Source organism: Rhodococcus sp. C3V, assembly GCF_029269915.1.
Classification (GTDB): domain Bacteria; phylum Actinomycetota; class Actinomycetes; order Mycobacteriales; family Mycobacteriaceae; genus Rhodococcus_F; species Rhodococcus_F qingshengii.
Genome location: NZ_JARJBE010000001.1, coordinates 63010 through 75296 on the forward strand (window position 1 = coordinate 63010; position 12287 = coordinate 75296).

Below are 12287 nucleotides of genomic sequence, written 5' to 3' on the forward strand. Positions count from 1 at the left end.
CGTGTTTCCGGTACTGCGTAGGCTCCTGCAGGTGGAGGACAGCACGCCGGTCGACGGCCGGAAACTGCGTTACCAGCATCGCCGTGCCGAATTGCTCGAGCAGGTAACCGCGTACGTCACGGCGAACGGCGTCGGTGAACTGTCCATGCGGCCATTGGCCAAGGATCTGGGGATCAGTCATGCGACACTCATCCATCATTTCGGTTCGAAGGAACAACTGCTCACTGAAGTAGTTGCCACCCTGCGAGACAGTTCTTCTCTCGACATCTCTTCCGGGACCGACATCGTCGAGATGTTGACGAGTTACTGGAATGGGCGCACATCAGCGGAATCGTTGCCGAACTTTCGCTTGATGTTCGAGATCTACGGACAGGCGTTGTTGCATCCGGAGCGGTATCGCGAGTTTCTCGACCATGTGGTGGGGGACTGGTTGGGTGGTTTGGCGGAAGCTGCGCTCGCGCACGGATGTCCACCCGATCACGCTGATCGCTACGCGACGATCGTGTTGGCGCAGATTCGCGGGTTGACGCTCGATCTGGTGACCACCGGTGACCGCGTCAGAATCGACGCGGCGTTCGCCGAATTCGCGGCTGCGATGGGCGCTCTGGCCAGCTCCTGGAAGGCGATCTGACGCTCCGAATGCCGTGACGCTTCAGGCGATCTGCTCGAACAGGGACACGATGATCCCTTCAGGCCCCCGGACGTAGGCCATGCGCACGCTGTTCTCGTACTCGCCGATCCCGCCGATGAGTCCGTAACCGTCCGCAGCCACCGCGTCGACCGCAACCTGGAGATCGCCCACCTCGAAAGACACGTTGCGTATCCCGATCTCGTTGGCCATCGGAGCAGGCGATCCGGGTACGTGCTCGGGCGTGACGAAGGACGAGAGCTCGAGCCGTGATCCTTCGCCCGGCGGGCGCAGCATGGCGATTTCGCACTTGGCTCCAGGGATACCGCAGACGGTTTCCACGAACTCACCCTCCACGGATCCGGTGCCCTCCACCTCGAGACCCAGACCGACGAAGAATGCCGTCGCTGATTCGAGGTCCGCGACGGTGATGCCGATGTGGTCGAAACGCTGTACGTGTGCCATGGACACATCCTCCTACTGTTTTTTCGTGCGGTTCGATGCTAGGTCGGAGTTGGGGCCGGAATCTCGACATATACGTTTCACGAAGCTGCAAGATTTTGCTTGACCGATCGGTTAAACAAAATCTACGATAACGTCCAACGAGGTCGCCCACCGCACGAACCGGAGTCGTCAGACGTGAAATTCCAGTCGAAGTCGTTTGCCCGCATATCCATCGCAGCCCTCTGTGCTGCAACGATCGGCTCCGCCGTTGCTGCGCCCATCGCGTCCGCACAGGCACCGAGCGCGTCGCAAGCCACCGGCACTGTGGTGTCGAGTGAGCCGCTACCGAAAGATCTGTGGATTCCGGGTACCGCCGACGCCAAGCGATTCACGTACTGGACCATCGGTTCCAACGGCGGGCCTGCGCTGAGCAGTGGCGCATACTACGTCCCGGCCGGTCCGGCACCGGAAGGTGGTTGGCCCGTCATTGCGTGGGCGCACGGCACCACGGGACTCGACGATTCCTGTGCCCCTTCGCTGGTCGGTCCTGGCCTGCCCGAGCGCGACTACCCCTACCTGGGGCGTTGGCTCTCCGAGGGCTACGCCGTAGTCGCCACCGACTACGTCGGTCTGGGAACACCGGGGCTGATGCCGTATCTCGACGGAAAGGTGGAGGCGCACAGCGTCGTCGACTCGGTCAAGTCTGCTCGGGTGATCGACCCCACCATCTCGAATCGGTGGGCAGTGGTCGGACAGTCGCAGGGCGGCGGAGCGGCCATCACGACGGCGCGCTACGCCACTGAATACGGTGGGGATTCTCTCGACTATCGCGGCGGGGTGGGTACCGGAGTGCCGGCCAACATCGAGTTGACCCTCCTGCCTGCCGGTCCGGGCTTCCCTCCCATCGCCCTCGGCGGCGGATTGACGTCGTACGCGCTCTACATCCTCGCGGGCTTGCGGGAAGCGCACCCCGAGATCGACTTGAATTCCTACCTGAACGACTTGGGAAGGGAAAAGGTCGACTCGGCCGAAAAGCTCTGCGCCGTAGACCTGGACGAGGCTTCCAAGGATCTGGTCCTCGGTGACATCTTTTCCCGCCCGCTCAGTCAGATCCCGAACTTCCAGGGTCTGCTGAACGATTACATGGGTGTACCGACCAGTGGATACGATCGCCCCATCTTCATCGGCCAGGGCCTGCTTGACGTGGATGTCCCTGCACCGTCTGCACTTTCGCTGGTTGCAGCGTTGGTCGCCAACGGTGAACCGGTCACGTTCAAGACCTACAACACCGATCACAGCGGCGCTTTGGTCGAATCACAGGCTGACACGATTCCGTTCGTCGCGAACCTGTTCCGCTAGGCATACCGAGAATCCAGATCATCCGCGGGGTCGCTGTCGCACAAGTGCGACAGCGACCCCGCGGTCATTTCTGTGACTCCTTGATTGCGTACAGCCGCGCCTCGAGGCCGTCGAGGACACGGTCGAGTGTGTAGCGATAGTGTTCTGCCCGTGTTGCTTCCGCAGCATCCGGTGGACCGGCGAACTTCCCGATCAGTGTCTCCATCGATGAACGAGGATCTGAGGGTCCGTCGTTACTCAGTCGTTCCAGCATCGCGCTGTGATCGGGTGAAGGCTGTCCGCTGGGAATGCGCCTGGCGTCGTTCATGGCGATCAGTGTGATTGTCGAGGTGAAGGCGACGGTGTAAGCCTGAGCGGCTTCTTCCCCGAACCCGGCGTCGATCAGCGATGCCAATCCTGCCTCCATGAGTTCCCGGCTGCGCTGGGTGGCAACTCCGTTCATCAGTAGCCACTGCGCCGCGCCTGGACACTCGATCAATGCCTCTCGCATCTGCAAGAGCAGATGTGTCAGCCATCGACGCCAATCTTCTTGTGCGGATGGCACGTTCACGGCTGACACCGCACTGTCGACCACCGCAGCCGAGAGTGCGTCCCGATCTCCGACGAGTCGATAGACGACGGAGAACGACGTATCGAGTTCGCCGAGCAGCTGCCGCAGCGACCAGCCCTCGACTCCGTGCTCGCGACTGAGCCCGAACGCCACGGTCACCACTGCGTCCGCAGTGATCCCGGTGTTGTAACTCCGGCGGCGCTCTGATTTCGCGGCGGACTTCTTGTCAGGTGATGGCGCAGTCATGGTCCGACCGAGCTTAGCGGCGTCGGATCGGTGTGCGTAGTCGACGCAAGCGATTGACGGATGAACTTAGGTGAGGTTTACTTGCCAAATCCGAGCAGTGCTCGGATTTATGCGAACCCCCCGATTTTTCGAAGCTGAAGGACACCATGAAGTTGAAAACGCGACCCGGTTACCTATCGAGGCTGGGTGCTTCGCTGCTGGTCAGTGTCGTCGCCCTGACTGCGGCCGCCTGTAGCTCGAGTGAGGCGGGACCGACGACGGAACCTGCCGAGGGAACGCGTGTTGTGTCCCATGAATTCGGTGAGACGTCGGTTCCAGGCGACCTCGGGCGAATTGTTTCCCTCGACGAATACGCCGCACTCGGTCTCCTTGCCGTCGGCATCACCCCTGATGTGGTCTTCACGTCGTGGGGATCGGAGATCGGCCAGGACATCTTGGCGTCAGCGGGTGCCGAGGTGGTCACGGTGCCGCCGCTCGGTGCACCCCCGATCGAGCAGGTCCTCGCCCAGGATCCCGGACTGGTCATCTTCACGTCGATGGGCGATCGGAGCTACTACGACTCCCTCGCATCGACCGTCCCCACAGTGCCGGTCCCGGCCGTCACCACTCCGTGGCGTGAGAATCTTGCCTTCTTCGGACGCGCTTTTGATCGTCAGTCGGTTGCCGACAAGCTGACCGTCGCCTTGGAGGGCAAGATCGCTGACGTCTCTGCTCGGTCCGGTGGTGAAGCGAACACCGTGTCGGTGCTGATGAGCAGTTCTGGAATCCTTGCCACCACCACCGAGCAGGCGCCGCCGTCGTTGCTGTTGGCGGAGAGCGGCTTCGGGCGTCCGGAACCCCAGCGAGCGAATGCGGCTGGAGGACTGCCGTATGCGCCCCTGTCCGACGAGGCGATCCCGGCGCAGGATGCTCGGATCATAGCCGTGTTCGACGAGGGCGTGTACGAGTTCGGCAAGGTTGCCGGTGTTCCCGGATTCTCGAGTCTTTCAGCGGTGCAGGAGAACCGAGTGGCCAAGGTCAACGGAGACATGTGGCTTGCCACTCATCCCTTCGCCACCTTCTGGATGATCGAGGACATGGATGCCATGGCTGCCGGCAATCTGACCGGCACCGGAACCGAAGCTGTTGCCGCGACGCGCTATCAGGAATTCACGGCGCTGACGGCATGAGTTCGAGTGCGTTGAGTCGGCGCCTGGCTCTGCGATGGGGAGCGGTGACGCTCGGCTCTGCGGCTGTGGGTTCTGCGGCTTTGGGTTCTGTGGCTTTGGGTTCTGTGGCACTGAGTGCGTGCAGCCGTGGTTCGGCGAACGAATCCAGTTCTGAGATTTCACCGTTCGACGACGAAGTTCGTGCTGCCGAACAGGCGAGATTTCATAGCGGGCGCACAGTCGAACGGAATCTGACAGCTGCACCGGCTCGGGTGAGTCTGGGCGCCAGAGAGGTCGACACATGGTCGTACGGTGCGGAAGCAGTTGGCCCGGAGCTTCGAATCTCCAAGGGAGACCGGCTCAACGTTCTTTTGCAGAACGACCTTCCGACGGAGACCTCGGTGCACTGGCACGGCATTGCGATCCGCAACGACATGGACGGCGTCCCGCCGGTCACCCAGGAACGAATCCAACCAGGTGCCGAGTTCACCTACGACTTCGTGGCCCCGGATCACGGAACATATTGGTACCACTCCCATTCAGGATTGCAGGCCGATCGAGGGCTATTCGGTGCACTCGTGGTCGAGGACCCGAACGACCGGACCGGAGCCGACGAGGACGTCGTCATCGTGATCGACGACTGGCTCGACGGGCTGGGAACAACCCCGGATGCAGTGCTTCGCGCATTGTCACCGGACGTGCAGGGAGGACACCACGGGCACGGCGGAGCTCCACCGGAAGTCGATGATGCAGAGATTGATTCTGCCGCAGAACGTCTCGCCAGCGGTCACGGTAATTCCGAGGCGCTCGGTGGAATGGCAACGCACATCACGTATCCACTGCACCTGATCAACGGACGGCCTGTGGAAGATCCCTTCGTCGTCAGCGCGACGGCCGGAACTCGGCTTCGATTGCGGGTGATCAATGCCGGGGCGGAGACTCCGTACCGTTTCTCGGTCGCCGGGCACGAGATGACCGTTGTCAGTGCTGACGGGCAGGACGTTGCCTACACAGCCGGAGACGAGATTCTGATCGCACCCGCGCAGCGATACGACGTATTGGTGACGGTGCAGTCCGGCTCGTGGCCCATCGCCGCGAAGGTGGAAGGGAAGTCAGGTGGCGTCGCGTGCCTGCTTCGGACGCCGGATTCGGTAGCGGTCGTCGACCTGACTTCGCCTGCAGTGCTGTCAGGTTCCGGCGGTCGGCTCGTTCTGGAATCGGAGCTTCGCCCGTCAGGAGCGCTGGAGCAGAGGGCACCGGATCGTGCGTATTCGGTGGATCTCATTCAGGCCGGCGATCGATACGTCTGGGGAATGGCGGGCGCCGATGCAGGTCGGTTGAGAATGAAGCAGGGCGAGCGAATACGAATCGTCATGAACAACGACACCGACATGTGGCACCCGATGCACACCCATGGGCACACCTTCTCGGTTCCCGCCTACGGCGGGCTTCGCCGAGACACTGTGATCGTACTTCCGCGTACACAAATGGCGATCGACTTCGACGCCGACAATCCAGGACGGTGGATGTTTCACTGTCACAACGCGTACCACTTCGAGGCCGGGATGACTGCCGACCTCCACTACGTTCGATGAGGAGAGCAGAATGTCAGTTCGCACCGGATTGACCACATTGATCGCTGTTGCAGCGGTGTTCACACTGACGTCGTGCGGCAACGATTCGACGGGATCTACCGAGCAAGCGCCGGTCGAGATCTCGGTGAAAAACCTTGCGTACACACCGAACTCCGTCACCGTGCACACAGGACAGACCGTCACGTGGATTTTCGAGGACCAGGGAATGCCGCACGATGTCGTGTTCGCCGAGTTGGGGATCAAGAGCGATCTCCAAGGAAGCGGAACCTACAGTCAGACCTTCGACAAAGCCGGAACGTTCACCTACACGTGCACACCACATCCGAACATGACCGGCACGATCATCGTCGAAGAGTGAGTGCGGCAATGAAAGTGAACGAGTCCGCAGCCCCGGAAGACTCGCCCGGACTCGTCGACCGCGACGCTTTGGGCAGGATGATCGCGCCGGTGAGAAATCAACTCCTCCTAGGGGCGGGTCTGTCGGCACTGTCGGTGCCGTTGCGATTCCTGCCCTACGTTGCGGTGGTCGAGATCGCGCGGGTGCTCCTGACCGACTCGTCGTTGAACCTGGTCTGGCTGTGGGCCGCAATCGGTGCAGCGGGCACAATTCTCGGTTTTGTCGTCTACAACGCAGCGCTGACCGTGTGCCACACCGCCGACGCGCATTTCAAATACTCGATTCGCTCGCGTATCGCTCGGCATCTGTCCCGAGTTCCTCTGGGGTGGTTTGCAAATGGTGGCACCGGTGAAGTGAAGCAGGCGATGACGGACGACGTGAAGCGGATGCATCTTCTCGTCGCTCACCTTCCCGCCGACGTGGTGCCCGCGATCCTGTCGCCGATAGTGGCCCTGATCTATCTGGTGGCGATGGACTGGAAGTTCAGCCTGGTCCTGGTCGGCTACATCGGAGTGTGTCTCGCTCTCGCCGCGCCGTCGATGCGCAGAGCCTATCGAACGAACGTCGACTCCTGGAATCTTGCAATGTCGACATTGACCTCTGCGACAGTAGAACTGGGCGACGGTATCGAGGTTGTCAAGACGTACGGGAGTGGGAGTCGCGCATTCGCGCGCTACTCGAGCGCTGTCGATTCGATGGTTGCGGTGTGCGTGCGATGGATGTCGGGGATGGGAAGGCCGGTGGTCGCGATGTCGATCCTCCTCTCACCGGCGGTACTCATCGTGGTCATCACGGCGACGGGAACTGCAATGTTGTCCGGGGGTTGGATTACCCCGGTAGCTCTTGTTGCCTTTCTGGTCGTCGGAATCGGTGTTCCGTCGTCGGTTCTGCACATGGGAACGATGGCCAACCTCTACCGCGAAGGCCAACTGGGAGCGACTCACGTCGAGAGCATCCTCGGCGAACCAGAGCTGGCCGAACCTCAGGATGCAGTGCCTGCTCGCAGCACTTTGGTCGAATTCGACAGCGTCGGCTTCGAATACACCACTGGGCAGCGCGTCCTCGAGAATATCTCCTTCGAGATGCAACCGGGCACCGTGACCGCGATCGTTGGCCCCTCCGGCTCCGGAAAGACCACTTTGGCGCGTCTACTTCCGCGGTTCTGGGACGTCACGGACGGGTCTATTCGACTGGGCGGAAGCGATTTACGAGATCAGTCCAGTCGCGAAGTCTTGAGATCGATGGCCATCGTCTTCCAAGATGTTGTGCTCCTGCGGGACAGCGTGCGCGAGAATATTCGGCTCGGTCGACCGGATGCAACGGATCTGGAAGTGGAGACAGCGGCGAGGCGGGCGCAGATTCACGACGTGATCATGCGACTGCCGGACGGGTACGACACCGAGATCGGTGGTGGTTCGGGCGGTGAGCTGTCGGGTGGGGAGAAGCAACGCCTGACGATCGCCCGCGCCATCCTTCAGAACCCGCCGATCGTCATCCTGGACGAGGCGACTTCGCAGGCCGATCCCCACAGTGAATCGGCCGTTCAACGCGCACTGGGTGAGATCAGTGCGGTCGGCGGCACCCTGATGGTGATCGCTCATCGACTGCACACCGTCCGATATGCAGATCAGATACTCGTTCTCGACGCCGGACGGATCGTGGAAAAGGGTACGCACGAACAGTTGTCGGCGCTCGGCGGAACCTACGCGCGGATGTGGGCGCTCCAGAACCCCCTCGTCGAAGACATATCTCCGCGAAAGGCGCTGCAATGATTCGAGACCTGGACGAAATCCTCGGGCGCGGCAATGGGATGCGAGGTCAGATAGCAGGTTTCACGCTCGCTGGGATACTCGAGGGTGTCGTCTTTGCACTGATGATTCCGATCCTGAAAGCGGTGGTTCGCGGCGATTACGACGCCGCAGTGCCGTGGGTTGTCACGGCTGCTCTCGTGGCGGTGGCCTGTGGCGCCGTACGGTGGATCGCCGAGAATCGGGCGTACCGCATCGGAATCGAGGGTTTTGCCGGTGGAATCATGCATCGCCTCGGTGAGCACTTGGTGCAGGTTCCGCTCGGGTGGTTCAGCAAGGCAAACCGTGGAGCGTTCACTCGCCTGGTCACCGAGGGCACGGCTATCTTGATGAGCATCCCGGGAATGATCATCGCGCAACTCGTCACCGTCACGGTGACTCCAGCGACAGTGGCGATCGCTGTGTTGTTTGTGGACTGGCGACTGTCTCTCGCGATGGTCGTCTTCGTTCCACTGGGGATTCGGGCTTACCGCAACGTGCAGCGTGCGGTTGTTCCCGAATACGAGGCGATCGGCAAGAGCGAATCCGAGTTGGCATCGCGCGTCGTCGAATATGCACAGGCGCAGCAAGTTCTACGTTCGGCCGGTAAGAGCGGCGAAGGCTGGACTCGGTTGGACGAAGCTCTTGTGTCCAACCGGGACGCACACCTGCAGGAAATCGGATCGGTCGACAAGTATCTGCTGCGCTTCATGATCGTCGTTCAGGTTGCCTTTCTCACCGTCCTGGTTCTGGCGGCACTGCTGGTCACCACCGGGTCCATCGACACAGCAAGCGTGATCGTTGTTCTCGTGTTGGCCGTGAGGTTCGTGGAGCCGATGCAGATGCTCGCAGGATTCGGTGAAGGTATCTCACTGGCCCGGGTGTCGCTCAGATCTGTCCGAGAGATGATCGATGTACCGGTGCTGGCGGAACCTGAGGTGCCGAAAGAGCCTACGTCGTATGATATTCGGTTCGATTCGGTCTCCTTCGGCTACGGCCCGGATCGCGTGATTCGTAACGTGAGTCTCGAATTCCCGGACTGCTCGGTCACTGCTCTGGTCGGTCCTTCCGGTTCCGGAAAGACAACTCTGGTTCGGCTGATCTCCAGATTCTGGGACGTAGACGAAGGTGCGGTAACCATCGGGGGAGCCGATGTTCGCGAGATCGGAACGAGAGCATTGATGTCTCGGATATCGACTGTCTCACAGCAGGTTTACCTGTTCGACGGAACCATCCTGGACAACGTTCGGTTGGCGCGTCCGGATGCCACCGAGTCGGAGGTCCGTCAAGCAGTGGTGGACTCCAGGCTAGGCGAAGTGATCGACCGTTTGCCGAGCGGTGAGGAGACCAGGGTAGGTGAAGGCGGATCACTGCTGTCCGGCGGTGAACGTCAGCGGGTCTCGATTGCGCGGGCATTCCTCAAGGACACTCCGATAGTTCTTCTCGACGAAGCGACTTCCGCCCTCGACGGAGAGAACGAAGTCGCCATCACCGAGGCAATTCACCGATTGGCCCGTGGTCGAACGGTGGTGATCATCGCTCATTGCCTGTCGACTATTGAGGGAGCAGATCGCATCGTCTACCTCGAAGACGGTGGGGTGGAGGAGGTCGGCTCCCACGAAGACCTGATCGCGCGAGGTGGGAAGTACTCGGATTTGTGGGCCGAGCGCAGTGGCGCGGAGGGATGGAGGATCGACCGAGCGCCTAAGCGGTGAAGAAACCGTGTGGTTTGATCGACGAATGGACGAAGCCGCTGCAGATCCAGTGAAACCGCCGCGCAAGCGCCGGTGGCCTCGTTGGGTCGCAGGCATTGCGGTGCTCGGAGCGGTTGTCTACGCGGGCTCGATCGTGTGGATTTCCGTGGCGTCGGCCGGCCACACGTCGGACGCCGCCGATGCTCCCGATGCTCCGGTAGTGATCGTGCTGGGCGCGCAGATCAAGGACGGTAAGCCGATGGCTTTCCTGAAGGGGCGGCTGGACGCAGCAGTCGAACTGGTGGAAGCGGGAAAGGCTAAAGCGGTCCTGGTCTCCGGCGACGCGAACGGCGGCTCGGGTGACGAGATCGCGGCGATGACGAACTACCTGGTGGAGCAGGGAATCGATGAGCGTCGCATCGTGGGGGATCCGTACGGCCTCGACACCTATGACACCTGCTTCCGGGCCATACATGCGTATGGGGTGACCAAGGCGTTGATCGTCACTCAGGGGTATCACGTGCCACGTGCCGTGGCATTGTGCCGGGACGTCGGCATCGACGCAGACGGGGTGAACAGCGATTGCGGGTGCGCAACTCCGACGCTGATCAAGAACGCCGCCCGGGAGTGGGTCCTTGCCAAACCCAAGGCAGCGCTGGACATGCTGTGGAGCCGGGACGCAAAGGTGACGTCGCCGTCGGAGGACTCGGTCCAGGCGGCGCTGTCGGTTCCCTGACGCGGGGTGAGTGCGCACGGTTTCTGTCGAGTGAACACACGCTCCGGAGAGTCGGAGCGTGTGTTCACTCGAGGTGAAGGGTGCTCGGTCGAGAGTCAGATCAGTGCTGCGGCGGCGAATGCTCCCAGTGCGATCAATGCCGCGCCGGTGACGCTCTGCACGCGACGGTCCACGACGCACATGATCGAGAGGAATCCCGGCATCGAGCCACCGCGCTTGGTGTGCACGATTGCCGCGAGGCTGGGCATGCAGCGGCCAAGGGATACGACTGTGAACAGCGCCGCCCCGAGAGCCGGTGAACCCGAAGCCATGACGCCGAGTGCCAGGAGGTAGTACGCACTCGAGCGGATGAAGATCAGAAATCCCGGACCGATGATCGCGCCGAAGATCAGCGAGACCTTCCAGGGCGCCATCGTGCGGCGCAGATGGCGCGGAAGCTGTTGGCGCCGCATCGGAGTCGGCATGCTCACCGCACCCAACTCGTGCAGCCCGTATGCAACCGCGACGACGGCCCAGACGCCCAGCGCCCAGCCGACCGGCACGTACCCGGACATCGCCGCACCGAGAGCGCCGATCAATGCCCCGGTGACGGCTCCCGTCGTGACCGAACCCAGAGCGTGCCAGCCGAGTCGGCGGACGGGAGTCGAGGATCCCTTCCGATCGACTTGCTTCGGCGCGGCAACAACTCCGGCGACGGACATTCCGCAGGTCGACCAGTTCGCGGCCAGCGACGTAACCAGCCCGGCGCCGATAACAGCTGTGGTCAAAGCTGTTGTCGCAGATGGCGTGGCCACGAGTGCGAGGCCGGCACCCGCAGCGGCGCCCGCCGCGACGAGGCTGACACGGGTCGCGGTGCCGACCGATCCTTGAAGGGTCGGCCGGATGTCAGGGACGTCGGTCTGCAGTGGGCCGTGTGAGAGAACAGTAGTCATCAGATCCTCCGAAGTGTTTGTGGTTCAGGAAAAGTGTCGAGCCGAAGTCGCAGCGAAAAGTGATGAGCCAGAGTTCACAGCACTGTGATGACTCCGATCATGTACGGGTGGACGGAGCACGAATATTCGTAGACTCCGACGCTCTCGAACGTGTGCCGGAACGTTCCGTCTCCGGTGATACCGCTGTCGAACAGGCCGGGTGATTCCACGTGATGCAGGAGTCCGCCGTCGTCGAAGCGCCACTCGACGGTGCCGCCGTGCTCCACGGTGACGTCCATCGGACTGAACTGAACATTGCTGATCTCGACCACCACGTCGGGGACGGGATCTTCTGTGCCGCAAGCTGGGACACACGTCGCCGCGACAGCGAGGCCGAAGCCGACGATCCACCTCCTCACTATTGAACGATCACGGTGCCCACCATCATCGGATGGGGCGTGCAGTGGTAGGTGAAGGTGCCGGCGTCGTCGAACGTGTACGAGAAGGTTCCCTCGGTGAGCAACTCGCTCTTCAGTTTCCCGTCGAGATCACCGTTGCCGACCACGTCGTGGGGGAGTCCGCTGTCGTCGAACTTCCATTCGACGGTCTGTCCCTTCTCGATGGTGACCGATGCCGGTGTGTACGCCATGTTCTTCACCTCGATCACGACTGCAGGTTCGTCCGACGACGCACCGGCATCACTACTGCAGGCGGTGAGGCTCAGGGCAGCGCACGCGGCCAGGAAAGCGGGAACGAGTTTCTTCATGAGGTGTTCTCTCCATTCTTCGACTT

The 12287-nt window shown here is 61.8% G+C and carries 13 protein-coding genes; 8 read left to right on the forward strand and 5 right to left on the reverse strand.

Annotation, left to right across the window (positions count from 1 at the left end; all coding sequences use genetic code 11):
* Positions 1 to 31 precede the first annotated feature (31 nt).
* Positions 32 to 631 (forward strand): TetR/AcrR family transcriptional regulator, encoded by a 600-nt coding sequence (locus P3G66_RS00340; protein ID WP_276116043.1) that lies wholly within the window; start codon positions 32 to 34, stop codon positions 629 to 631.
* 21 nt (positions 632 to 652) lie between these two features.
* Here P3G66_RS00340 and P3G66_RS00345 read toward each other — a convergent pair whose 3' ends face one another.
* A complete protein-coding gene (locus tag P3G66_RS00345; protein WP_007729713.1) occupies positions 653 to 1093 on the reverse strand; it encodes a VOC family protein in 441 nt (146 codons plus the stop codon).
* 174 nt (positions 1094 to 1267) lie between these two features.
* On the opposite strand from P3G66_RS00345, the gene P3G66_RS00350 reads away from it, so the two are divergent.
* Complete coding sequence (locus tag P3G66_RS00350; protein ID WP_276116044.1) at positions 1268 to 2431, forward strand: lipase family protein; 1164 nt, start codon at positions 1268 to 1270, stop codon at positions 2429 to 2431.
* A 64-nt stretch (positions 2432 to 2495) separates the two neighbouring features.
* Here P3G66_RS00350 and P3G66_RS00355 read toward each other — a convergent pair whose 3' ends face one another.
* Entirely contained in the window at positions 2496 to 3227 is a 732-nt protein-coding gene (locus tag P3G66_RS00355; RefSeq protein ID WP_276116045.1) for a TetR family transcriptional regulator, read from the reverse strand.
* Positions 3228 to 3373: 146 nt separating this feature from the next.
* Between P3G66_RS00355 and P3G66_RS00360 the strand changes: the two genes are divergently transcribed.
* Genes P3G66_RS00360 through P3G66_RS00385 form a run of 6 tightly spaced genes read left to right on the forward strand, consistent with a single transcriptional unit; the run spans position 3374 to position 10584 of the window.
* The gene (locus P3G66_RS00360; protein WP_276116046.1) at positions 3374 to 4396 is read left to right on the forward strand and encodes an ABC transporter substrate-binding protein; all 1023 of its coding nucleotides are present in this window, start codon (positions 3374 to 3376) and stop codon (positions 4394 to 4396) included.
* The gene (locus P3G66_RS00365; RefSeq protein WP_276116047.1) at positions 4393 to 5970 is read left to right on the forward strand and encodes a multicopper oxidase family protein; all 1578 of its coding nucleotides are present in this window, start codon (positions 4393 to 4395) and stop codon (positions 5968 to 5970) included. The genes P3G66_RS00360 and P3G66_RS00365 overlap by 4 nt, the downstream gene beginning before the upstream one ends.
* A 10-nt stretch (positions 5971 to 5980) precedes the next feature.
* Positions 5981 to 6328, forward strand: a complete 348-nt coding sequence (locus P3G66_RS00370; protein ID WP_003940254.1) for a plastocyanin/azurin family copper-binding protein — start codon at positions 5981 to 5983, stop codon at positions 6326 to 6328.
* Entirely contained in the window at positions 6325 to 8139 is a 1815-nt protein-coding gene (locus tag P3G66_RS00375; RefSeq protein ID WP_276116048.1) for an ABC transporter ATP-binding protein, read from the forward strand. The genes P3G66_RS00370 and P3G66_RS00375 overlap by 4 nt, the downstream gene beginning before the upstream one ends.
* The gene (locus P3G66_RS00380; protein ID WP_276116049.1) at positions 8136 to 9869 is read left to right on the forward strand and encodes an ABC transporter ATP-binding protein; all 1734 of its coding nucleotides are present in this window, start codon (positions 8136 to 8138) and stop codon (positions 9867 to 9869) included. Before P3G66_RS00375 ends, P3G66_RS00380 begins: the two co-directional genes overlap by 4 nt.
* 25 nt (positions 9870 to 9894) lie before the next feature.
* Positions 9895 to 10584, forward strand: a complete 690-nt coding sequence (locus P3G66_RS00385) for a YdcF family protein (protein WP_276116050.1) — start codon at positions 9895 to 9897, stop codon at positions 10582 to 10584.
* Between the two features lie 95 nt (positions 10585 to 10679).
* On the opposite strand, the gene P3G66_RS00390 is transcribed toward P3G66_RS00385, so the two are convergent.
* The 3 genes from P3G66_RS00390 to P3G66_RS00400 all read right to left on the reverse strand — a co-directional run bounded on the left by P3G66_RS00390 (position 10680) and on the right by P3G66_RS00400 (position 12261).
* Positions 10680 to 11516 (reverse strand): hypothetical protein, encoded by an 837-nt coding sequence (locus tag P3G66_RS00390; RefSeq protein ID WP_042447112.1) that lies wholly within the window; start codon positions 11514 to 11516, stop codon positions 10680 to 10682.
* Between the two features lie 74 nt (positions 11517 to 11590).
* Positions 11591 to 11914, reverse strand: coding sequence for a cupredoxin domain-containing protein (locus tag P3G66_RS00395; RefSeq protein WP_019745578.1), 324 nt, complete (start codon positions 11912 to 11914; stop codon positions 11591 to 11593).
* Positions 11914 to 12261: a plastocyanin/azurin family copper-binding protein gene (locus P3G66_RS00400; protein ID WP_003940240.1), complete on the reverse strand. Its 348-nt coding sequence runs from the start codon at positions 12259 to 12261 to the stop codon at positions 11914 to 11916. Before P3G66_RS00400 ends, P3G66_RS00395 begins: the two co-directional genes overlap by 1 nt.
* Positions 12262 to 12287: the final 26 nt, after the last annotated feature.